This window comes from Halomonas sp. N3-2A (assembly GCF_002216165.1).
In the GTDB taxonomy this organism is placed as follows: Bacteria; Pseudomonadota; Gammaproteobacteria; order Pseudomonadales; family Halomonadaceae; genus Vreelandella.
Map to the genome: position 1 here is coordinate 489190 of NZ_CP022286.1, position 23755 is coordinate 512944.

A 23755-nucleotide genomic window follows, 5' to 3' on the forward strand; every position below is an offset into this window, starting at 1 on the left:
AACCTGGAGGATTCAATAACGATGGCACGAATGTCTACGTGGTGGTTGTTTCGACGGCTCAAAACACGTGTATGGGCAGTGAAACGCATTGGCCGAGCTCTAAAGCTGTTTTTGCCTATGACGCGTGACGTGCTGCGAGGCAGTTTTCGCCCTATTCCCTGGTCGGCCTTTGGGCTGATGGCGCTAGCACTTGCTTATCTTGTCATGCCTTTTGATCTTATTCCCGACTTTCTCGTAATGATTGGCGTTGTTGATGATGTTTTGATCGTAGGTTGGTTACTTAATCGTGTCGATACCCACCTGTCAGAATATCGTAATTGGAAATATGCAGAGGAAGCGCCAGCCGCTTCTTCTCACTCACCTTCTTGAAATCCCGCCGCTTATCCCCATATTGAGTTCACAACCTTTTTCGCTCCTGCCTTACGTTAGGCAGGAGCACCAAGCACAACGTGATTAATGAGGGCTAAGCGCATGACGACGGCAACCCAGGAAGAAACTCTTGGCTTTCAAACGGAAGTTAAGCAACTCCTAAATTTAATGATTCACTCCCTGTACTCTAACCGGGAGATATTTTTACGCGAGCTGATCTCTAACTCAGCTGATGCCTGTGACAAGCTGCGTTATGCCGCACTTGATAACGATGCGCTTTATGAAGGTGACAGCGAGCTGCGCATTGAAATTGAGCATGACCGCGAGGCTAACACCATCACGCTACGTGATAATGGCATTGGCATGAATCGCGATGATGTCATTGCGAATCTGGGTACTATCGCACGCTCAGGTACCGCAGAGTTCCTTAAGCAGCTCTCTGGCGAGCAGCAGAAAGACGCTAAGCTGATTGGCCAGTTCGGGGTAGGTTTCTACTCTGGATTTATCGTTGCTGATGAAGTGACGGTACGCACCCGCAAAGCGGGCACTGACGCCTCAGCAGGGGTCGAGTGGCGCTCAAAGGGTGAGGGTGAATTCACCGTTGCTGATATTGAGTGTGAACGTCACGGCACTGAAATTACGCTGCATCTTAAAGACGATGCTAAAGAGTTTGCCGACGACTATCGCCTGCAAGGGCTAGTGCGCAAATACTCCGATCATATTGAAGTGCCCGTGCGCATGCCTAAAACCGAAACGGCGAAGGACGACGAAGGCAACGATATTGAAGGCAGTGAAATCACCACGTGGGAAACGGTGAACGAAGCGACTGCATTATGGGCGCGTCCGAAAAGCGATGTCACTGAGGACGAGTACAAGGCATTTTACAAGCACGTTGCCCACGATTTTAGCGACCCGCTGACCTGGAGCCACAATAAGGTCGAGGGTAAGCTGGAGTACACCAGCCTGCTGTATGTGCCGGGTCGTGCACCGTTTGACATGTTCGATCGTGATGGCGCGCGAGGCGTTAAACTGTATGTTCAGCGTGTGTTCATTATGGACGACGCGGAGCAGTTCTTGCCCCTGTATCTGCGCTTTATCAAGGGCGTATTAGATACTCGCGATCTCTCTCTGAACGTTTCTCGTGAGCTGCTCCAGCAAGACCCCAAGGTCGATAAGATCAAGGGTGCGTTGACCAAGCGTGCGTTGGATATGCTCAAGAAGTTGGCGAAAGACAATGAGCAGTACCAGACCTTCTGGAATACATTTGGCAGCGTGCTAAAAGAGGGGCCAGGTGAAGACGCCGCCAACCGCGAAAAGATTGCTGGCCTGCTCCGTTTTGCTTCAACGCATACCGATACTGCCGCCCAGGAGCAGTCACTGGTCGACTACGTTGAGCGTATGAAAGAGGGGCAGAAGAAGATTTACTACGTGGTCGCCGACAGCTTTAATGCGGCGAAAAACAGCCCGCACTTAGAGATCTTCCGTAAGAAAGGTATCGAGGTGCTGCTGCTATCGGACCGTATTGACGAGTGGCTAATGAGTCATCTCACTGAGTTTGATGGTAAATCGTTTGCCGATGTGGCTAAAGGTGAGTTGGACCTTGGCGATGTGGAAGACGAGGAAGAGAAGAAAGCTCAGGAAGAAACAGCTAAAGCTAAAGAAGACTTGGTTAAGCGCGTCAAGGAAGCGCTAAACGAGGGTGTTCAAGAGGTGAAAATCACCCACCGCTTAACCGATTCGCCCGCCTGTGTCGTGCTCCCTGAGCATGAAATGGGCTATCAGATGCGTCGGATTATGGAAGCCGCTGGCCAGCCATTGCCCGAGGTGAAGCCGATTCTGGAACTAAACCCCAACCATGCTCTGGTGGCGCGTCTGGAAAATGCTGACGGCGACCTGTTTGGCCAGTTGGCGCATATTTTGCTGGATCAGGCGATCATCGCTGAAGGTGGTCATCTTGATGACCCCGCTGCCTATGTTAAGCGGCTTAATAACGTCTTGACGGCTTGATGAGTCAGTAGTTGATTGACGCGGCCCGCTTGGATATCCAAGCGGGCCGCTTGTTTTAATAGAGATGATGATAAAGTAAGCGCTAAACGCACGAGACCAATGATCAGGATATCGTCATGGCTGATGAGCAGCAGATGAATGTCGCAGTGCTGGGGGGCGGAAGTTTTGGTACCGCTCTGGCGAGTATTGCAGCAGATAATGGCGCAAAGGTGCGCCAGTGGATGCGCGATGAAGCTTTGGTGACGCAAATAAATCACGAGCATCGCAATGGGCGCTATCTACCACATTATGTAATTAATCCCGCCGTCATCGCGTCTACGGATCTTCAATCGGTGCTAGAAGACGCTGAGTTAGTGCTGATTGCTATCCCTTCCAAAGCGTTTCGCAGTGTTGTTCAGGCTGCCAAACCCTGGTTAACCCCGGAGCAAATTCTGGTCAGCACCACCAAAGGTATTGAGCAAGATAGCTTTTTGCTAATGAGCCAAGTGCTTGAGCAGGAAACTGGCTTTCCCCACGTTGGCGTTATCGCAGGGCCTAATTTAGCGTCCGAAATCGCTGATAAGCAGTTGACCGCCACTGTCATTGCCAGCGCCGATGCGCTTACCAGAACGCGGGTGCAGCAGGCGTTAGGCTGTCGTTATTTTCGCGTCTATGCCAGTAATGATCGCCATGGCGTTGAGCTAGGTGGGGCGCTTAAAAATATCTACGCCATTGCCGCAGGTATGGCGGCAGCGCTGGGAATGGGGGAGAACACTCGCAGTATGCTGATGACGCGAGCACTTGCAGAAATGAGCCGCTTTGCAGTTGCGCAGGGTGCCAACCCGATGACGTTTTTAGGCTTGGCTGGCGTCGGTGATTTAATCGTTACCTGCTCTTCAAATCTATCCCGTAACTATCGGGTTGGCTACGCCATGGGGGAAGGGCGAGGTCTTGATGAGGCGGTATCGGCATTAGGTCAAGTCGCTGAAGGGGTAAATACCGTCAAGCTTGTCTGTGCTAAAGCGCGTGAAATGGGTGTTTATATGCCGCTGGCTGAGGGCTTGAATCGCGTGCTGTTTGAAGGTGTTCCGGCTCAGGAGATGGCACGCACTCTAATGATGGGCGAGCAAAGCAGTGATGTGGAATTTATTCTGCCGCGTGAGGCTGTTCAGCAAGCCCACCGTGAAAATGGAGGCAGGAATGCCTAGTGTGCTAGTTATGCGCCATGGTGAGGCTGCCTCGGGGTTTCCCGATCAATCGCGCCGATTAACGCCTCGTGGTGAGCTTGAAGCCGAAAAAATGGCTCGCTGGTTGGCCATGCGTATTGAGCAGGGTGAACTATCTTACCCCACGATTTATGCCAGCCCTTTTGTGCGAGCTCAGCAGACAGCTCAGCGGATCTGTGATGCTTTGGGTGTGCAACTTAATACATTGGCGTTTATTACCCCGGAGGATTCACCGAGTGATGTCAGTGAATGGCTGCTAAATCAATCTGCAGATGCCCCGATGATGCTCGTCAGCCATATGCCGCTGGTGGGTGAGTTGACGGGCCTGTTAGTAGAAGGCGTGCCGAGCCAGGGGATTGGCTTTCCTACCGCCGCCATTGCAGAGCTGGAGGCTGACGTGTGGGCCGCCGGTTGCGCGCAGCTAAAACGCTTTACCCAGCCAAGCCAGTTGTTATAACGCTTATAGACACAAAAAAAGCGGCTGCCGAGGCAGCCGCTATGACATTGCTGTCACTCGTCGGTTGACGTTACAGCAGTGCGTCCAGCTTCTCTTTTAACAAGCCATTAACTTGCTGCGGATTCGCCGTACCGCGAGATGCCTTCATGACTTGGCCAACGAAGTAACCAATCATCTTGCCGCGTTTCTCTGGCTCAGAATCACGATATTGAGCAACCTGAGCCGGGCTCTCTGCGATAACCTGGTCAATCATCGCTTCGATCGCGCCAGTATCCGTTACTTGCTTCAAGCCTTTTGCGTCAATGACGGCGTCGGCGCTCTCGCCTTGGCCATTCCACAGTGCTTGGAAGACTTGCTTAGCGGCTTTGCCGTTAATGGTGTCATCCAGTACGCGGCTAATCAGCTCGCCGAGCTGTTTTGCGGAAACCGGGCTGTTTTGAATGCTTAGGTTCTCACGGTTAAGTGCACCCGAAAGCTCCCCCTGTACCCAGTTGGCGGCCTGTTTAGCATCGCCGCACACTTGCTGTACTTCTTCGAAAAACTCGGCCATTTCTCGGCTAGCAGACAGTACGTGGGCATCATAGGCCGATAAGCCTAGCTCATTCTGGAAGCGCGCCCGCTTGTCGGCAGGAAGCTCTGGCAACTGGCTGCGAAGGTGATCAAGGTAAGCTTGATCTAACACCACGGGTAACAGATCCGGGCAGGGGAAGTAGCGATAGTCGTTAGCTTCCTCTTTGGTACGCATGCTGCGGGTTTCATCGCGCTCAGGATCAAACAGGCGGGTTTCCTGTACGACCTTGCCGCCGTCTTCGATCAGCTCAATCTGGCGCTCGACCTCATAAGCAATCGCGCGCTCAACAAAGCGGAACGAGTTGACGTTTTTGATTTCCGCGCGGGTGCCGAAGGCTTCTTGGCCTTTAGGGCGCACTGAAACGTTAACGTCGCAGCGCATTGAGCCTTCCGCCATATTGCCGTCGGAAATGCCCAAATAGGTCACAATAGAGTGAATCGCTTTGAGATACGCGGCGGCCTCTTTTGCACTGCGCATATCCGGTTCAGAGACGATTTCCAGTAGCGGTGTGCCCGCCCGGTTAAGGTCGATGCCCGTCATGCCGTGGAAGTCTTCGTGCAGCGACTTACCAGCGTCTTCTTCAAGATGGGCGTGATGAATGCGAATACGCTTGGTCGATTCGTCATCTAGGGTGATTTCAACATCACCTGCGCCGACGATCGGATGATACATCTGGCTGGTTTGATAACCCTTGGGCAAATCGGGATAGAAGTAGTTTTTACGGTCGAACACCGATATTTCAGGAATATCGGCATGTACCGCAAGCCCAAATTGAACGGCCATGGCCACGGCCTGCTCGTTCAGCACAGGCAGAACGCCGGGTAAGCCAAGGTCAACAGCACAGGCTTGAGTGTTCGGTTCTGCACCAAAAGCGGTGGAGGCGCCGGAGAAAATTTTCGAACGAGTTGCGAGCTGAACGTGTACTTCCAGCCCAATCACGGTTTCCCATTGCATTAGGCGTTCTCCTCGGCAAAAGCAGGGCGTTGTAAGTGCCAATCAGTGGCTTGCTGGAACTGGTGAGCCACGTTTAGCAGCTGTGCTTCTGCAAAGTGGGTACCCAGGATCTGCAGACCTACCGGACGGCCATTGGAAAAGCCTGCGGGAACGCTGATGCCAGGAATGCCGGCTAGGTTAACGGCGATGGTGTAAATGTCCTGTAGATACATGGACACCGGATCTTTCTTAGCGCCAAGATCAAACGCGGGCGTTGGCGATGCGGGGCCCATCAGCACGTCTACGTCTTCAAAGGCGTCCAGGAAGTCCTGTCGAATCAAACGACGCACTTTCTGCGCTTTGGTGTAGTAGGCGTCAAAAAAGCCTTCAGAAAGCGTGTGTGTGCCAATTAGGATGCGCCGTTTTACTTCATCACCGAAGCCTTCCGCGCGCGACCGCGTGTAGAGATCAATAAGATCAGCCGGTGCATCGCAGCGGTGCCCGAAACGCACGCCATCATAGCGGGAGAGATTCGAGGACGCCTCGGCAGGGGCGATAACGTAATAAGCCGGAATCGCATAGTGGGTATGCGGCAGGCTCACTTCGCGTACGGTCGCTCCTAATGATTCATATACTTTCACTGCCTCGCGGACCGCTTTTTCGACGTCAGAGTCTAAACCATCGCCAAAGTACTCCTTTGGCAGGCCGATTTTGAGGCCAGAAAGCGGTGCGTTGAGCGTTTCTGTGTAGTCGGGCACGCCGCGGGCAACGCTGGTGGAATCACGTACATCATGGCCAGCAATAACATTGAGCAGGTGCGCGCAGTCTTCAGCACTTTTCGCCATAGGGCCAGCCTGATCGAGGCTAGACGCATAGGCAATAATGCCATAGCGAGAAACGCGGCCATACGTAGGCTTCAAGCCAGTAATGCCGCAAAATGCCGCGGGTTGGCGAATAGAGCCGCCGGTATCTGTGCCCATCGCAGCAGGGACAAGGCCTGCTGCTACTGCGGCGGCACTGCCACCTGAGCTGCCACCGGGAACCGCAGTAAGGTCCCAGGGATTTTTTACGGCGCCAAAATAGCTATTTTCGTTGGAAGAGCCCATAGCGAACTCGTCCATGTTGGTTTTACCCAGGCTAATGGTGCCAGCAGCGTTGAGTTTCTCTACCACGGTGGCATTGTAAGGCGCGATAAAATTATCGAGCATTTTTGAACCGCAGCTGGTTTTCACCCCTTGCGTACAAAAGATATCTTTCAGTGCGAAGGGAATGCCTGTTAGCTTGCCAGCCTTGCCTGCAGCACGCGCATTGTCGGCAGTTTCTGCCTGATTAAGTGCTTGCTCGGCGGTGACAGTAATAAAGCTATTGAGCGTGCCATCAGCTTGCTCGATACGCTGTAAAAAGTGTGAAGTCAGCTCTCGGCTGGAAAGCTCACCGCTTTTCAGGGCGGCGGCAAGCTGCGTTACGGTTTTATCATGCATGACCCGGAAGCTCCGTTCGGGGGCGAATAGAAAGAGCAGAAAATAGCGGCCTGTGCGTGGTAATCTGGCTACTCCACCACGCGGGGTACGAGATACAGGCCATTTTCTACTGCCGGAGCACAGCGCTGGAAAGCGTCGCGCTGGTTAGTTTCCGTGACTTCGTCGGCTCGCAGCCGCTGTGTGGCATCCAGCGGGTGCGCAAGCGGCGCAACGCCGTCGGTGTCCAGGCTTTGTAGCTGGTCGACCATGTCCAGGATGCGGCTTAGATCGTCGACAAAACCACTGGCTTGGTCATCGCTAACGGCGAGTCGGGCCAAGTGTGCGGCCCGGCGCACATGAGATTCTTCAAGCGCCATGATCGAATTTTCCTCGCAAACGTGATGGAACATATTCCGCGTTCAGCGGTATACATACGGTCATCTTAAATTCGTCTTGTGTAGCAGACGTAGAAAATAGCCGCAAAAGGTACCACATATTGGCCCTAACGGGCAGTATTAGGCACGACTCGTGCTTGCTGCCAAGGGGTAGCGGTGATACCGTTTGCATCCGCACAGGGTTCCCGGTCTGCACTAGGTAACAACATCCATGTTCAAACGTTTGAGGGGGCTGTTTTCCAGCGATCTGTCGATCGACTTGGGTACGGCCAACACACTGATTTATGTACGCGGTCGTGGCATCGTTCTCGATGAACCGTCCGTAGTCGCTATCCGCCAGTCTGGCAACATGCGCAGCGTGGCATCGGTTGGCACCGACGCCAAACGTATGCTCGGTCGCACGCCAGGCAATATTACCGCCATCCGCCCGATGAAAGATGGTGTTATTGCCGACTTCACCGTGACAGAGCAGATGCTTCAGCACTTTATTCGTAAAGTGCATCAAAGCACCTTCTTAACGCCCAGTCCTCGCGTTTTGGTGTGCGTTCCCTGCATGTCAACGCAGGTTGAACGGCGCGCTATTCGCGAGTCGGCGGAAGGTGCTGGTGCTCGTGAAGTGTTTTTAATCGAAGAGCCGATGGCCGCCGCAATTGGTGCCGGGCTTCCGGTTGAAGAAGCGCAGGGCTCAATGGTGGTTGATATCGGTGGTGGTACTACCGAGATTGCCATTATTTCGCTCAACGGCGTGGTTTATTCAGAATCTATTCGTGTCGGTGGTGACCGCTTTGACGAGGCCATCACTGCGTATGTGCGTCGTCACTACGGCAGCCTGATTGGTGAAGCCACCGCCGAGCGCATTAAAGAAGAGATCGGTTGTGCCTATCCGGGCGGCGAACTGCGCGAAATTGATGTGCGTGGACGTAACCTGGCAGAAGGCATACCGCGTAGTTTCACACTGAACTCCCATGAGATTCTCGAAGCGCTTCAAGAAACCTTGGGTTCTATTGTGGCGGCGGTCAAGAGTGCCCTTGAGCAATCACCACCGGAACTGGCTTCTGATATCGCTGAGCGTGGCTTGGTGCTGACAGGAGGTGGCGCACTGTTGCGTGATCTCGATAAATTGATCGCCGAAGAGACAGGCTTGCCGGTGATTGTGGCTGAAGATCCGCTCACCTGTGTGGCCCGCGGTGGCGGCAAGGCACTGGAAATGATTGATCAGCATACCTTCGAGTTGCTGTCGAGCGACTGATCGTAGCGGTTTATCGCGGGGGATTGCCTATTAAACCGCTATTTTCGCACGCGTCATTGCCAGGGTATCGGCTATTCTTCTGTGTGCTATTGGCAAGCATTTTAATGTTTGCCGATCAGCGATTTACCCGCATGGAAGATGTGCGCGCCCAAATGACGATGATTGTTGCCCCCATTCAGTGGGTCGTTAGCGTGCCTAGCGATCTGCTTAACTGGGGGGCACTTGCGCTTTCTGACCAGCAAGCGCTCGTCGATGAGAATCGTCGTCTGCGTGAGCAAATTTTGACGCTTTCACATCGTGGTCAGCGGTTGGCGAATCTGACCGCGGAGAATGCCGAATTACGTGATCTTCTGAAGGCAGCTCAGCGTAGAGATATTCCTTACATAACCGCTGAGCTGCTGTCGCTAGATAATGATCCTTTTAGTCATCAGATGGTGGTTGACCGAGGGCATCGAAATGGTGCCTATGTTGGTCAGCCGGTGATTGATGCTTTTGGCTTAGTGGGGCAAGTGACCGCTGTGTCGGCGTACTCAAGTCGCGTTCTGTTGCTGGCTGATGCGAGCCATGCATTGCCCGTTCAGGTGAATCGCAATGGCTTGCGATTCATTGTGCAGGGAGCTGGTCGTTACGGCAGCGTGAAAGTTTTGCATGTGCCTGATACCGCCGACATTCGCGAAGGTGATCTGCTGACCACGTCAGGGTTGGCAGGGCGCTTCCCGCCAGGCCATCCCGTTGCTAGGGTCACCGACGTTTACCACGACCCAGGTCAGCCTTTCGCTCAAGTGACCGCAGAGCCCTCTGCTCAGTTGCAGCGTTCACGTCACTTCCTATTGTTGTTCCCGCCGCCCCGTGAAGAGATAGAGGATACTATTTGGGGAGAGGGTATGGATATTTCAGCCGCTGCACTGCACGCTGCCCAGCGTATTGGTTTGCAGCAGGATGCTGCACGAGAGGTGCAGTAATGGCTAAGACGCCGGTCGTATCGCTTATCTTTGTCTGGTTTACGCTTGTCCTTGCATTGTGCTTGCAAGTGATGCCTTTAGCAGAAGGGTGGCAAGTCTACCGTCCTGAATGGATAGGGCTAATGCTGATTTACTGGTGCATGCGAACGCCGGATAGAGTGGGTGTTTTTCATGGCTTTGTTATCGGCATTCTGATGGATTTGATCGAAGGTACCGCGTTAGGTCAGCATGCTCTGATCTTGTCGCTGTTGGCCTTCTTATGCGCCCTGGTTTACCCCCGCTTTCGCGCTTACTCTTTAGTACAGCAGTCTGTTCTCGTACTGGTCTTATTAGGCTTGGTGCAGTTGATTGAGCAGTGGTTACGCACGCTGACGGGGGATTTTTCAATCCATTTGTCTTTTTTGATTCCATCACTGATCAGTGCTGTTCTGTGGCCCTGGTGGTCTACCATGCTTAAAGCGCTCGAACAGCGTTTAGCTAGCGTTTGATAAGCTGCTGGAGTTGCTGTAATGGATAGTTCACGTTCTGCATCGTCGCCTGTGTTATGCCTTGCCTCGGCATCGCCCAGACGTAAGGCGTTGTTAGCATCGATAGGTGTGGCGGTCGAGGTCATGCCAAGTGACGTAGATGAAACGCCGCTCAAGGGTGAATCTGCGCAAGCTTATGTGGAGCGCTTGGCGAGTGCGAAAGCGCAAGCGGCTGTTTCAAGAACAGCCCTTCCTGTACTCGGTTCAGATACGGCCGTGGTGATTGATGATCAGATATTAGGCAAGCCAATTGATGAGCATGATGCAGCCGTTATGCTTAAGAAGCTGTCTGGGCGTCGTCATAATGTATTAACAGCGGTCGCTGTGGCTGGCCCCAAGGGTGTACTCTCTTGTTGTGTGACAACGGTCGTCAAGATGCGCGTAATAAGTCAGCAGGAAATTGCGGACTATTGGCAAACCGGTGAGCCAGTAGACAAAGCCGGAGGATACGCCATCCAAGGTTTAGCCGCTGTGTTTGTTGAAGAAATTAAGGGCAGCCATTCAGCAGTCGTGGGGCTGCCACTCTATGAAACAACACGCTTGTTGTGCCAGCAAGGGGTGCCAATCTGGTCGGGTTGCTATCAGCAGAGCTAACCGCCATTTCGCCGCCTGCTGTGTTGGCAAGGATACTGTGACTCAATAAGGAATTTTGCATGAGCGGTGAAGTCCTCATCAATTTAACGCCAATGGAGACTCGCGTTGCGCTGGTGGAAAATGGTGTCTTACAAGAGGCGCTCATTGAACGCTCACGTAGGCGCGGCATTGTAGGTAATATCTACAAAGGCAAAGTAGTGCGTGTACTGCCTGGTATGCAGGCTGCTTTTGTTGATATTGGCCTTGAGCGCGCGGCGTTTATTCATGCCCATGAGGTAATGCCATCAGGGACGCCTAATGATGAGCAGCAGACTATTGGTCAGTTGCTACATGAAGGTCAGGCGCTTGTCGTTCAGGTTACCAAAGATCCCATTGGCACCAAGGGTGCCAGGCTCACTACCCATCTCTCGATTCCGTCACGTTATCTTGTCTATATGCCTGACTCTCCCCACCATGGCGTGTCTCAGCGCATTGAAGATGAGCGTGAGCGGGAGCGTTTGAAAGCGCTGCTAGATAAGGGGATTGACGAGCAGACCATCGAGGTAACCGGTGGCTTCATCGTGCGCACTGCGGCAGAAGGGGTTGGTGATGAAGAGCTGGCGGGTGACATGTACTTCCTGCTGCGTATTTGGCGCAAAGTCAGTGAGCGTAGAATAACGGCGGCGTCGCCTAGTGTGATCTACGATGACCTGCCGTTGTTTATGCGTACATTACGGGATGTCATGCGCGATGATATTGAAAAAGTGCGCATCGATTCCCGCGAGAACTTTGTCAAACTGGTCGAGTTCGCTGAAGAGTTTATGCCAGATGCGGTAGACCGTATCGAGTATTATCCAGGCGAGCGACCCATCTTTGATCTGTATAGCGTTGAAGATGAAATTCAAAAAGCACTGGGGCGTAAGGTTCAGTTGAAGTCCGGTGGCTATCTGGTTATCGACCCGACAGAAGCGATGACCACGATTGATGTTAATACCGGTGGTTATGTCGGTCATCGTAATCTTGAAGAGACGATTTTTAAAACCAACCTGGAAGCGGCAACTGCGATTGCCCGTCAGCTAAGGCTACGCAACCTTGGCGGCATCATTATTATCGACTTTATCGATATGGTGGATGTAGAGCATCAGCGCCAAGTGTTACGCGTGCTTGAGAAAGCGCTTGAGCGTGATCATGCGAAGACGAAGTGCACCGGGGTGACTGAGCTGGGCTTAGTGCAGTTGACCCGTAAACGCACGCGGGAAAGCCTGGAGCAAACCTTGTGCGAAGCTTGCCCAACATGCAGTGGGCGCGGGACGTTGAAAACGCCTGAAACTGTTTGTTACGAGATTTTTCGCGAGATATTGCGCGAAGAGCGTGCCTACAGTGCCGAAACGTATATGGTGCTTGCCTCTCAACCGGTGGTTGACAGACTGTTGGACGAAGAGTCTGCGGCGGTTGCCGACCTGGAAACGTTTATTAATAAAACCATTCGTTTTCAGGTAGAGCAACACTACTCCCAAGAACAGTACGACATCGTACTAATGTAATGATAGCGTTACGTTCATTCTCTCGATGGTGCCTAGTAGCGATCGCCTCGCTACTAGGCGGCCTTGCTGTCTTTCTATTGTTGGCGCGCTTATTAGTTAGCCAATCCAGTCTGCTAACACCGAAAATAGAAGCGTTATTAGAGGCCCGTGTGGGGGTGCCCGTTACTATCGAGCACCTATCGCTGTCGTTGGCGCGTAACGATCTTGTTTTGCAATTAGAGGGCGTGCATTCAGCGACGCCTGACGGGCAGCAATTAGTATCCCTTGAAAGTGCACATTTGCGGCTTGATGGTTGGGCGACATTGAGAAGCATTGCACCCGTGTTTAATGATGCGCGCATCACAGGCCTTGAATTTCATCTATATCAGCAGAGAGATGCTGCTTGGGGTTGGCCGGCACCAGCAGAGCTGCCGATTGCTATGTCTCAGGAGCCAACGGTTGATTTAGCGGCGCTGGACGCCTGGGCAGGGCTTATTCTTCGCCAGCGATTGTGGGTAGATAATACTCGTCTGGTGCTGCATGGAAGCCAGCAGGCCGTCACCTTGCACGCGCCTACCTTACTGCTCAATGGCGATGAGCGGCGAACGCGCTTGGAAGGTGCCGTCACGATCTTAGAATCTCAAGGTGTGATTTCGCAAGGAGCAGGGTCTCAAGAAGTTGAGGCCCAAGAAGCACAGGCACAAGAAACGCTGCCGGCCATTGCGATGAACGTGGAGATGCAGCCTGGAGAGCAGGGTTTCCGTGATTTTTCAGCGGCCCTGCAACTGGACATGCAACTGGATCATCTAGTGGCACTAGCCGCTGTTTTACGTCCCGACCGTATGCCTTCCCTAGAGCAAATGGGAGGCGAGGTTACGTTGTGGGGGCGCTGGCATGCCGGGCGCTTAGATGAGGTTCGCTTGGCTGTCGATGTTCCACAGTTGACCCTGCGCCACAAGATTCAATACGCCGTACTGCAAAACATTCAGGCCAATGGCCTTTGGCGGCGAGACGGTGAGGGCGGCGAAGCCTGGCTTAGTGGAGATGCTGAAAACGTCGAGTGGGCGCGTCCAGAAGGTGGAAGTGGTGGCCCAGCCTTACCGCGGCATTGGTACTTATCCCACCAGCCTGATCAATGGGAGGTGCGCACCAGCGCATTTGAACTGGCTTCTTTGGCGGCTTGGCGCGACTATATTTTGTTGCCTGAATCGCTTACTCGAGTGTTACAGACACTATCACCCCGTGGCCAGGTCCAAGGTTTGCGTTTAGGTCAGCATGAAGGCCATTGGGGGGTTGATGCGGCGTTAACCAATGTGGCGGTGCTGCCTTGGGAGCAAGCACCAGGAGGCGGCCCGTTAGATGCTTGGGTACAGGCAAGAGACTTTCGCGGCAGAGTAACGTTTAACAGTGCTGGAAGCAGCTCGCTTAATTTTCCTGAATTGTTTGAATCACCCATGCTGTTGAGCCATGCCGAGGGTGTGGTGGAGTGGGTGTATGACGGCCCGAGCACCATGATCAGTGGTAGGGATCTACGCCTAGATTGGGATGGTGCCGCAGTGAGTGGCGGTTTTGGTCTGATTGCGAGTGAACAAGGCGGCCAGTTTGGGCTTGATATTGCGTTTGCCAATGTTGATGCGCTTAATTACCCGCTCTCTCAGTGGCTGCCCGTCAAAGCTCTTGACCCTGAACTTCGTGAGTGGCTATTAACCGATATAGGCGGTGTTGTTCCCCATGGCTCGCTCAAGCTTAGCTTTCCCTTTACTGGGGAAGAAGCAGGTTCAGAAAGTCAGTTTGCAGATCAAATCTCCTCCACGTTGGCCCTCTCTGTCACCCAGGGGCGATTACCTATCGCGCCTGAGTGGCCCATGCTTGAGGAGGTCGAGGGCAGATTGGTTTGGAAGGATCAGGTGTTGGAGGCGGCTATTCAGCATGCTGAAAGTCAGGGCATTAACGTCTCTGATGGGGTGCTAAAGATGGCTGATGAGACGCTTAATTTGTCGGGAAGTGTCAGCAGTGATAGTGATTCACTGCTGGCGTTTCTCCAGGCAATGCCTGAGATTGATCTGCCTCTGCTTAACGATGTTCGTGCAGAGGGCCGGATCGAGGGTGACATCGCTTTATCGTTACCACTGAGCGCGCCGGACTCATTGGCGCTGGAGATTAATGCTCGACCAAATGTCACAACGCTTGCTTTTCAGCCTGTCGACATTCCGCTAGAAGATCTTCAGGGGGAGGTGACGTGGCAGCAGCACGGTGAAAAAAGCGCTTTGCTCGGGCATGTCTCGGGTCTGTGGTCAGGTAATTCCATCGAAGCGGATATCAATGTTCCGGACGATGGTATTGCCTTGAGCGGTAACATTGATGTCGCCACCTTATTTCAACTGGCCAATATTCCCGCTGAACAAGCTCGCCAGCTGTTTGAGGGGCGTGCTCAGTGGCGTGGGCAGGTCAACCTACAGCCATCACCGTCGATCGTCCTTGAAAGCCGCTTGCTTGGTATTACAAGCAGGTTGCCAGCGCCATTTAGCAAGTCCGCTGAACAGCCATGGCCATGGCGGTTAAGTGCGGACTTCGACAGTGGCCGCTTAACAACACAGTTAGCCGATATCGTTAATGCTCGCGTACAGCTTGATCATGATGAGCTGGCAGGGGTAATTGCTTTGGGCAGTGCTGCCACACCGAGTGGCTGGCCAACACAGCCAGGTTGGAGCGTTGTCGCTCAGGTTGAAGAGTTGCCTCTCGATGACTGGCAGGAGGCGTTGTCACCGTTGATGCAGGCGTCATCTTCGTCGAATGGCGATAGTGAGGATACGCCAATATCAGTCATACTTAGTACGCCTTGCGTGCATTTCCGTGATGCGTGTTTTGGTCGCTTAGAAGCGACAGGCAATATTGAAGGAGACCGCTTGGCTATGCAGTTAAGCGGTGACCTTGTGTCAGGTCGAGTGACTTATCAGCCCGGTAGCGCGCTGCCGCTTGATATCGCTATCTCGTCGCTGGAAGTAGATCGGCTATTTGATATGCCTGCTGCAGCGCATGACAGCAGTGCGCCGACCCCTGGCTCTTGGATGGATGCTGTTGAAACGCAGCACACCACACCAATTGCCATGCCAGAATGGCTTAACCAGCTGCCGGATGGCAGGCTCAGACTAGCCGATATTGGCGTTGGGGAAGGGCGTTTCGGACCGTTAACCGCTTATTGGCAAAGCCAGGGGCAACGTTTTACTCTTTCCCCGGTCGGCCTGACATTAGGGCAGCTCTCTGCCCGCGGAGAACTGGTATGGGAAGGCGACGCTAACAGTAGCCATACCCGCGCTGATGTTTCGATACAGGGGGGTGATGTAGGCACTGCGTTAGAGCGTCTAGGCCAACCAGTCGCCATGCGTAGCCGCTCCACGGATGTCAGCGCAGCGCTGACGTGGCCAGGCGCTCCCTGGCAATTTGAATTAAGTCGGGCGGAAGGCGATATTCGAACCGATGTACGTGATGGGCGCTTTGTGACGCTGGAATCAACACCGGCTCGCTTGGTTGGTCTGCTTAATTTTGACAATATACTGCGCCGCTTGCGTTTCGATTTTTCGGACGTGACGGGACAGGGAACTGCGTTTGATCGGGTGCATGGCACGGCAGATGTCGCCGCGGGCCAATTACTGCTGCGCGGTCCGCTTTCCATTGAAGCGCCATCTACCACGCTAACCCTGACGGGAAGCGTCAATCTTATACAACGTGAACTTGATCAGCGACTAGGCGTCACACTACCTATTAGCCAGAGCTTGCCTATCGCAGCCATAGCCGTAGGTGCTCCGATTGTAGGTGGCGCTCTTTTTGTAGCGGACCAGCTGTTTGGTAGCGCGTTAGATCAAGCAACCACTATCCACTATCGCGTGCGAGGTCCGTGGACGTCGCCGCAGATCACTCTAGAAGGCCCTTAATGACCGCACATAAGAGCGATGTAAATACCGCTGTTTCCATTTTGTTGACACCGAGTGGCCTGGATTTGGATGCCTTAGATACAGGGCTGTCTTATGCCATGGGAGCGGGTATTGATTATGCCGACCTCTACTTCCAGCGTACTTGGCAAGAGGGGTGGGTGCTGGAAGATGGTGAAGTAAAAGAAGCCAGCTATAACATTGATGGCGGCGTTGGTGTGCGCTCCTTAGCAGGTGAAAAGACAGGCTTTGCCTACTCCAATCAAATTACCGCAGATGCGCTAATGGATACTGGCCGTACAGCAGCGGGCATTGTAAGAAGTGGTAAGCAGCTACCTGGACAGCCGGTAGTGGCTGTCAGCGCTGTCGGTCGTTATGCAGGGCTTGATCCGTTGGCGGGGCTTACCGCTGACGAAAAAGTGGCAATGTTAAAAGAAGCAGACCGCATCGCGCGTGCAGCTGACCCCTGTATTAGCCAAGTGAGCGCCTCATTGTCAGGCACTTATGAAGTGGTGTTAGTGCGTGCCAGTGATGGCACCTTAGCGGCAGATATCCGCCCATTAGTCCGTTTTAATGTGAGTGTTATCGCGGCTAAAAACGGTCGGCGAGAGCGAGGCGGTGCTGGCGGGGGCGGTCGTTACTCTATGTCCCGGCTGCGAGATGAAAACGTAGCGGAGCGCTATGCAAAAGAGGCTGTTCGCCAAGCCTTGGTTAACCTAGAGGCAGTCGATGCACCTGCTGGTCAAATGCCGGTTGTTCTCGGCGCTGGCTGGCCAGGTATTTTGCTTCATGAAGCGGTGGGCCATGGACTAGAAGGCGATTTTAATCGTAAGGGCAGTTCAGCGTTTGCAGGGCAGATGGGGAAACGTGTTGCGGCGAAAGGTGTGACGGTTGTCGACGATGCTACCGTTGCTGACTGCCGTGGTTCGTTAAGCGTGGACGATGAAGGCACGCCAGGGCAATACACGCCGCTGATTGAAGACGGTATTTTAACTGGCTATATGCAAGACAAGCTTAATGCACGGTTAATGGATATGGCACCAACGGGTAATGCGCGGCGTGAATCTTTTGCCCATTTGCCGATGCCGCGTATGACCAATACTGTCATGCTGGCAGGCCAGGATGAACCCGCCGACATTATCAAAAGTGTTAAGCGCGGTATCTATGCGGTCAGTTTTGGTGGCGGTCAGGTCGATATTACATCGGGCAAGTTCGTATTTTCCGCTAGCGAAGCCTACCTCATTGAAGATGGCAAAATTACTGCGCCTGTTAAAGGGGCAACCTTGATTGGCAACGGTCCTGAGGCAATGGGGCGTGTTTCAATGATTGGCCATGATATGGAAATGGATACAGGAATAGGTGTCTGCGGCAAAGAGGGGCAGGGAGTGCCGGTAGGCGTCGGTCAGCCCACCCTTAAGCTGGATGAGCTGACGGTCGGCGGTACCCAGTCTTCGTGACTTGATTGCCATCACTAGGTCTTTATTCACGAAGGTGGCTATTCAGAAGCCTATGCACCTCTCTGCGGCCACGCGGTGAGCCAAGCCCTGGCAGGCAGTACTATTGCCGTGCCCGATCCGCAAAACGATGAAATTGCCGCTTGGGGCTATCAAGCCCTGCAACCGCACCAGCAAGCATTAATAGGCGAATGGAGCCAACAGTGGGAACAAACAACCCGATGACACCTCTTTATAACCGCGACGGTTGGGTTTGGCAGGACGGCGAATGGCGCACCTGACTGAGCTGTTTTGAGGGTGTGCGTGCATACGCTGGCCCTAACGGCACGCATTTATTTCGTGCTGCTGAACACGCTCGCCGCTTGGCAGAAAGTGGCCATTCTCTGGATATGCCGCTGTCGTTTAACGAAGCTGAATTGATCAATGCCCGGTGCGAGTGCCTGACCAATAATGGCCTGAATAATGCCTACCTGAAACCTATTGTATTTTTTGGTCTAAAGGCTTAAGGCTACGGGCCCGGGGGCTAACTAATCATGTGATGGTGGCAGCGTGGTATTTAGGCCCCTATATTTCACCACAGGCCGCCACCCACGGTTTGCGCGCTGGGTGTGCCGCCGTCAATATCAGCCTCTGACGGGCGAAAACCAACGGCCACTACGTCAACTCGATATTGGCACTGAACACGGCGATCAAGGCTGTGCTCGATGAAACCATTATACTTGACCCGGAGGGCTATGTGGCTGAAGCCTCGGCGGCGAACGTCTTCTTTCTCCGCAATAGCGTGCTGCACACTCCGGAAGTGACCTCCTGCCTGCAAGGCTTCACCCGAGATAGCGTGATTCAACTGGCGCAAAAAGTGCTGGGTATTGAAGTGTGTGAGCGGCGGGTTAGCCGTGATGAGTTATACACCGCCGACGAGGCGTTTTTAACTGACATCTCTGCGGAAATACTTCCTCTACGTGAGCTGGATGGACGCTATATCGGTGGACGGACGGGAGCGTCGAAACGAGGTGGGTCGATTGATGCTGATAGTGTCACAGGCAAGCTACAGCGTCTCTATCGTCAGGCGGTGCGGGGTGAGCTTGAAGCGTTTCAGCGCTGGCTGGCACCCATTGCAATGCAAAGAGTGAGTTGAACGCCTACAGCTTTATTAATCTCGGCTCAAAATCACTACTTTCAGGGATGCATTGAAGTAGTAACCACGCAATAATAGTGGCCAGATAGCCTGCCGAGTACAAGGATAGCATGTCATGACAACCAGTGAGCAGTTGCTACCTATTCCGGTGTTGTTGGTCGAAGATGAGCCAGAAATGCGTTTACGCTCAGCACGTATTTTACGCGATATTGGCTACCATGAATCAGCTATTGATCATGCCGATTGTGTTAAGAGTGCGCTGGAGTATCTCGCCAATCAGACGCCCTCTATGGCACTTGTTGATCTCGGTCTGCCTGATGGCAGTGGCGCTGATGTAATTGCAAGCTTTCGTCAGCACAGTCCTGCTATGTTGATTTTGGTCATTTCTGGGATGAGCAGCCAAGAAGCTATTTTGGGTGCGCTGATAGCAGGAGCCAACGGCTATTTACTAAAAGAGAGGGATGATCTAGAAATCATGCTTTCAATCCGCTGTGTAATGAGGGGGGGGGCACCAATTGACCCTTTTTTGGCTAGAAGTATCATCGATAATTTTATGCTCTTCAATAAAAGCAAAGTGGGTGGAAAAGAGGGTCACAGTGAAAAAACCTTGAGCGCCGTATCGGAAAGCCATGAGACGCTCACCTCACGACAAATGTGTATTTTACAGCTGGTGTCAGATGGCTTGAGCAATAGGGAAATTAGTGAGCACCTTTGCATTTCCAAGTATACTGTTGAAAGTCATATAAAAAATATTTATCAAAAGCTTACAGTATGCAATCGTGTTTCTGCCGTTATTACCGCACGTTCTTTGGGGCTACTCTCATAATCTTGAGCTTGGCTTCTTCACCGCTATCTGCCGCTCAGCTACCCTGCAGTGAAGACATTATTAGTGCAGAGGTCGCTAAGGTGTCTTCTATTCCAGTTCCCCTGCATACGCCTGATGATGTATGGAGTGAAGTTAGCCTACCCGACCTGCGCTGGCATGAGCGCTGGCCTGATTATCAAGGATGGGCATTATACCGTATAACGTTTCGGGCTGACTGTTTTCAAAAGGGGCAGTTGGATGACCCTTTAACGCTGGTAATCAGCTATTTGAATGCCGCTGGCGCAGTCTATGTAAATAGCCAGTTATTGCATCGTGATATTTCCTTGAGCGAGCCATTAACCCAAGGGGTAAATACGCCGCGTCACTGGGTATTAACAGACTCTGATAGCCATGCCGATAACCTGAATACTCTCCATGTTTATGTGAAAGGGGTGCCTCAGCGTATACCTGCTGGGCTAGGTAGCATAGTCATTGCGCCCTACCATGAGGCCATGCCCATTTATAACACTTGGCTGTGGAGCAAACTGCGCATTCCCTGGATAAGCATTATGGTTTCGTTTGCTTTTGGTTTGACAAGCCTAGTGGTATGGATAAAGAATCGGCAACTAAAAGTGTTCTTCTGGTATGGCGCTGTTAATTTAGCCTGGGTGTTTTTTTATGGCGTGTTACAGTTACAGGATCCCTGGCCACTATCTGGTACACAGGCGATATTAAAAGTGAGCAGCATAGCCTTTGTGTTCTATGTGGCCTGCTTCTGTATGTTGCTATGGAGATTTGCTGAGCGCAGGTCACCACGCTTGGAGTCTAGCCTATGGACAAGTGTGGCGATCGCTAGCGTAGCGTTGCTTTATGTGCCGAACTCCTCTTTGAGGCCCATCGTTGATGTGGCTGTGTTTCTGCTGTTTGTTATTCTGCTATTAAGTGTATTCATCCAGTTCATTATCTTTACCGTTGCATATCCCCGTACGGAGCGTGTCATTGTTTCTGCTACCTTAATTATTTTTGCCCTGATTATGCTCCACGACCTTTCCTTGATTTTTGCCTCTGCTAAGAGCGGAGAGCTCACTATGTGGGCTCCCTATGCTACGTTACCGGCAGGTGTCTGTATGGCAGTAGTGTTGACTTTGTTTAGTCGACGCACTATCCAGCGGCTAACATCATTCAACGCAGAGTTGGAAAGTGAAGTCGAGGCGGCGCGTCAAACGTTACACAAGCAAATGGAAGAGCAGCAACGCTTGCGTATTGCTAACTCAAAACTTCACGAGCGCTTGAAATTAGGACGTGAGCTTCATGACGGTTTAGGAAGTTCGCTGGTGAGTGCCATTGCTCGTATGGAAAGGCATCAAGGCACTTCTCAGCATAATACTAAAACGCATCGAATTGCTCTCGCGACACTCAAGCTGCTGCGTAATGATCTCCGGCATATTATTGATAATGCTTTTACCTCCTCACAGCAAGCCTCCTCAGAGCCAGGGCCATGGATTGCCCCTATAAGGCAGCGTTACAGTACATTATTTGATGAACTGGACATGCGTTTGATTTGGTGTATCCCGACCAAGTGGCACCAGCCCCCCACTGCAGAGCGGTGTATGGCACTGGCACGCATTATGGAAGAAGCACTTACCAACATTATCAAGCATAGCCGAGCCAAAACGGCACGTATTACCATACGCCAAAATAGACATAACATCTTTTTGGCGATTGAAGACGATGGCATTGGCTTTGATGTGTCGCTAGTGAAAGAGGCCGGTTTTAGCGTTGGTATTCAAAGTATGCAAATTCGTGCCAAGGGGCAGTCAGGACATTTATGGTCCCACTCTCACCCTGGTATTACTCGCTTAGTAGTACGACTGCCGAATAAGGAAGTTTTGGGCACTAAGCGCTGGAGTGACGAGTCGCTGGAACATCCTGGTGCCGTGCATAGTTAATGCTGTCTTATTGTTGATTTTGTAGTGTCAAAGAGGCAACTCCGCTAGTGGATATCGTCCCTATGCATCGCGAGTCGCCTACTTTTCTCTAAAACTTTTCGTTGGTTTTCGGTAACAGCCTGGGCTGCGTGGATCAGTCGTATTCGGCAAGATTTAACGGTCTCAAAGCCTTGCTATCTTGTACTGAGAATGATCAGAAACGATAGCTTGTTGAAGCCCAGACGGTAGGGGTGCGCTGCTGGTTATCAGCCTGGGCATCGCCGCCATCCAATTTCCATGCGCTACTGACATTTAGGCTAATGCGTTCATGTTGATAGCGCAGCCCGATACCGGCTCCCGAAAGCGACCGTGTGTCATCATCGTTATCGCCTCCAGGGGTGCGTCCGCCATCTACAAATACATACGGCACCATGCTGTTGCCTACATGGTAACGAGCCTCTAGTTGAGCTAGCCAGCCACGACTATCCGACCCTTCGCCAACGGGATAAGCGCGTACTCCGTATGGCCCTCCTAAAGAGAAACTTTCAGAGCCGTCAAGACTATCAACATCTGCCCACTGGGCATTGACGCGGCCATATATTTCAAAACCACTGCCTAGTGCTTGAACCCTGGCTGCGTCCAGCGTTATGTAAGTAAAGCCGTAGTCAGCATCGTCCAATCCAGTTTTTGCTTGGGAGAGTGTGCCAGGTGCCAGTGTCACTGTGCCGTAGGTAACACCCCCTGCACCTAAAGCATCCCGGTGATCAAAACGTATACCCAATGGTAAGCTATGGCTACTAGTGGCTTGGCGATAGTTAAAGAGATCAATATCATCGTGCAGGTCTTTATAGAGATATCGTGCGCTTAATGACACATTAGACTGTTGGCTTCGTACTAGTGGATAGTAGACACCCATAGAATAAGCGTCCGCTGTGCCGGTATACCCTTCAAATCCTTTACCGAGAGCATAATCGGTATAAGCATAACTTAGTTCACCGCGCAGACCGCTGGTACCCAGTGGGCTTGAATAGCGTAAATCGCCTAACCAGGTACTCTCGTTGGAGTAAAGGCTAGTGAGGCTTAACTCGTCGCCCAACGTCGCTAAATGATGTGCTGAAAGGCTAACTCGGCCACGGTATTCCCCGGAAAAACGGCTACCGTGGTTATCAGCTCCAATGCTACCCATAATACGCTGACGGCTATGCACTTGAACCTCCAAATCGCCCTCACCCAGGTCGGTGCCAGGGCGCATAATAGGGGTGAACGATACTCCTGGCAGGTCACCCAAAAGCAGCACTCTACGCTCCAAAGAAGTAGACTCAATAGGCATGCCTGTACGTAAAGAGGATAACCAGGGGCTGGTAGCCGCGGCTAGAGTAGGGTCATCGCTGGTAGCCGTCACTTGACCATAGCGCCCTTCAACTACCTGAAGCTCAAGTATGCCATTATCCAGTGATTGTGCAGGAATAAGGGCTTGTGCAAAAGAATAGCCGTTATCGCGGTAATGCTGGCTGATTCGGTTAGCAATCGCCTGAATGCCCGCCAGATCCTGTGGGCGATTTATCTGATCTTGAACAAGTTGGAGAAGCTCGCTGGTGGTGAAGTGGCTATTACCTCTAAAGCGAATACTGTTCAAACTGATTTGCTGTCCACCTGGGGTAGCCTCAGCAAGCGGCTGCCCTTGGAGGTTCAACTGAACCGTTGAAGATTGAGGGCCAGCAGTGCGGGGCTCGCTTTGTTGCAATATCTGCCCTGCATCGGGCGGTAGTTGAGCGAAAGCGCCACCGCTCATTAACAAGTAAGTGCAAAGAGACAGATTGTATTTTAATCGATTAGCTGGTCGAAAGAGGGGGCTGGTGTAGGCCCGTGAGTAGCGCTGTTTCATTCAGTACTCCATCTAAGTTGTTCAGCCAGCAACATATTGGCGAGACTATTTTTGGTAGAAATTCCTGGCTCCGAAATGGCTTGCCAAACACCCTTGCGATGGTTCCAGGCGATACGGTAACAACGATTCATAAACACGGCTTCCAGGTGATTCCCGTGGTTCATCATCGCTGTGTATGAAAAACGGGGATAACAGTGATGAGAGGTACTTATAAACTCCGCACCCATGTAGGCAGAATTTAAGCAGGTACTCCCGTCTATCGTTATCCCTGTAATTAGGTATATTGAGGTTAAAACCTGAAAAGGAATTACCCGCGATGAGGCTGCTTGGTCGCGGGTAATTCAGTGGCGTCCCTTTGCCAGTCTTCATAAGGGACGCCGTATTCTGG

Annotated in this window: 18 protein-coding genes and 2 pseudogenes; 15 read left to right on the forward strand and 5 right to left on the reverse strand. The window is 52.4% G+C overall.

What is annotated here, in order from left to right:
* Positions 1 to 21 precede the first annotated feature (21 nt).
* The 4 genes from CEK60_RS02130 (at position 22) to sixA (ending at position 4038) form a co-directional block, all read left to right on the forward strand.
* Complete coding sequence (locus tag CEK60_RS02130) at positions 22 to 369, forward strand: YkvA family protein (RefSeq protein WP_089037621.1); 348 nt, start codon at positions 22 to 24, stop codon at positions 367 to 369.
* Positions 370 to 471: 102 nt separating this feature from the next.
* The gene (gene htpG / locus CEK60_RS02135; RefSeq protein ID WP_089037622.1) at positions 472 to 2376 is read left to right on the forward strand and encodes a molecular chaperone HtpG; all 1905 of its coding nucleotides are present in this window, start codon (positions 472 to 474) and stop codon (positions 2374 to 2376) included.
* A gap of 116 nt (positions 2377 to 2492) precedes the next feature.
* Positions 2493 to 3563, forward strand: coding sequence for an NAD(P)H-dependent glycerol-3-phosphate dehydrogenase (locus tag CEK60_RS02140; RefSeq protein ID WP_089037623.1), 1071 nt, complete (start codon positions 2493 to 2495; stop codon positions 3561 to 3563).
* Positions 3556 to 4038, forward strand: coding sequence for a phosphohistidine phosphatase SixA (sixA, locus tag CEK60_RS02145; RefSeq protein WP_089037624.1), 483 nt, complete (start codon positions 3556 to 3558; stop codon positions 4036 to 4038). Before CEK60_RS02140 ends, sixA begins: the two co-directional genes overlap by 8 nt.
* Positions 4039 to 4108: 70 nt before the next feature.
* Here the strand turns inward: sixA and gatB are convergent, their stop codons facing one another.
* From gatB to gatC, 3 genes are all read right to left on the reverse strand, one after another.
* Positions 4109 to 5563, reverse strand: coding sequence for an Asp-tRNA(Asn)/Glu-tRNA(Gln) amidotransferase subunit GatB (gene gatB / locus CEK60_RS02150; protein ID WP_089037625.1), 1455 nt, complete (start codon positions 5561 to 5563; stop codon positions 4109 to 4111).
* Complete coding sequence (gene gatA, locus CEK60_RS02155) at positions 5563 to 7023, reverse strand: Asp-tRNA(Asn)/Glu-tRNA(Gln) amidotransferase subunit GatA (RefSeq protein ID WP_089037626.1); 1461 nt, start codon at positions 7021 to 7023, stop codon at positions 5563 to 5565. The genes gatB and gatA overlap by 1 nt, the downstream gene beginning before the upstream one ends.
* A 68-nt stretch (positions 7024 to 7091) precedes the next feature.
* Positions 7092 to 7379, reverse strand: coding sequence for an Asp-tRNA(Asn)/Glu-tRNA(Gln) amidotransferase subunit GatC (gatC, locus tag CEK60_RS02160; RefSeq protein ID WP_083005849.1), 288 nt, complete (start codon positions 7377 to 7379; stop codon positions 7092 to 7094).
* 229 nt (positions 7380 to 7608) lie between these two features.
* Here gatC and CEK60_RS02165 point away from each other — a divergent pair, with 229 nt between their 5' ends.
* The 11 genes and pseudogenes from CEK60_RS02165 to CEK60_RS02215 all read left to right on the forward strand — a co-directional run bounded on the left by CEK60_RS02165 (position 7609) and on the right by CEK60_RS02215 (position 21503).
* On the forward strand, positions 7609 to 8646 hold the full coding sequence (locus CEK60_RS02165; RefSeq protein ID WP_009721960.1) for a rod shape-determining protein: 1038 nt from the start codon (positions 7609 to 7611) through the stop codon (positions 8644 to 8646).
* A gap of 23 nt (positions 8647 to 8669) precedes the next feature.
* Positions 8670 to 9608 (forward strand): rod shape-determining protein MreC, encoded by a 939-nt coding sequence (gene mreC, locus CEK60_RS02170; protein WP_089037627.1) that lies wholly within the window; start codon positions 8670 to 8672, stop codon positions 9606 to 9608.
* Complete coding sequence (gene mreD / locus CEK60_RS02175; RefSeq protein ID WP_038485544.1) at positions 9608 to 10096, forward strand: rod shape-determining protein MreD; 489 nt, start codon at positions 9608 to 9610, stop codon at positions 10094 to 10096. The genes mreC and mreD overlap by 1 nt, the downstream gene beginning before the upstream one ends.
* Positions 10097 to 10117: 21 nt before the next feature.
* A complete protein-coding gene (locus CEK60_RS02180) occupies positions 10118 to 10729 on the forward strand; it encodes a Maf family protein (RefSeq protein ID WP_089037628.1) in 612 nt (203 codons plus the stop codon).
* A 59-nt stretch (positions 10730 to 10788) separates the two neighbouring features.
* Complete coding sequence (gene rng, locus CEK60_RS02185; protein WP_089037629.1) at positions 10789 to 12252, forward strand: ribonuclease G; 1464 nt, start codon at positions 10789 to 10791, stop codon at positions 12250 to 12252.
* The gene (locus CEK60_RS02190) at positions 12252 to 16163 is read left to right on the forward strand and encodes a YhdP family phospholipid transporter (RefSeq protein WP_089037630.1); all 3912 of its coding nucleotides are present in this window, start codon (positions 12252 to 12254) and stop codon (positions 16161 to 16163) included. Before rng ends, CEK60_RS02190 begins: the two co-directional genes overlap by 1 nt.
* Positions 16163 to 17617 carry a metalloprotease TldD gene (tldD, locus tag CEK60_RS02195; protein WP_089037631.1) on the forward strand — a complete coding sequence of 485 codons (1455 nt, stop codon included), beginning with the start codon at positions 16163 to 16165 and terminating at the stop codon, positions 17615 to 17617. The genes CEK60_RS02190 and tldD overlap by 1 nt, the downstream gene beginning before the upstream one ends.
* An 18-nt stretch (positions 17618 to 17635) precedes the next feature.
* Positions 17636 to 17839, forward strand: a pseudogene (locus tag CEK60_RS02200) (class II histone deacetylase); the annotation flags it as partial.
* Between the two features lie 56 nt (positions 17840 to 17895).
* Positions 17896 to 18749, forward strand: a pseudogene (locus CEK60_RS02205) (aminotransferase class IV).
* A 115-nt stretch (positions 18750 to 18864) separates the two neighbouring features.
* Positions 18865 to 19575, forward strand: coding sequence for a response regulator transcription factor (locus CEK60_RS02210; RefSeq protein ID WP_089037632.1), 711 nt, complete (start codon positions 18865 to 18867; stop codon positions 19573 to 19575).
* Positions 19576 to 19655: 80 nt separating this feature from the next.
* Positions 19656 to 21503, forward strand: a complete 1848-nt coding sequence (locus CEK60_RS02215) for a sensor histidine kinase (protein ID WP_157697978.1) — start codon at positions 19656 to 19658, stop codon at positions 21501 to 21503.
* A gap of 193 nt (positions 21504 to 21696) precedes the next feature.
* Here the strand turns inward: CEK60_RS02215 and CEK60_RS02220 are convergent, their stop codons facing one another.
* The gene (locus CEK60_RS02220) at positions 21697 to 23367 is read right to left on the reverse strand and encodes a ShlB/FhaC/HecB family hemolysin secretion/activation protein (RefSeq protein ID WP_232471458.1); all 1671 of its coding nucleotides are present in this window, start codon (positions 23365 to 23367) and stop codon (positions 21697 to 21699) included.
* Entirely contained in the window at positions 23364 to 23594 is a 231-nt protein-coding gene (locus CEK60_RS22970) for an ESPR-type extended signal peptide-containing protein (RefSeq protein WP_089037634.1), read from the reverse strand. The genes CEK60_RS02220 and CEK60_RS22970 overlap by 4 nt, the downstream gene beginning before the upstream one ends.
* Positions 23595 to 23755 lie beyond the last annotated feature (161 nt).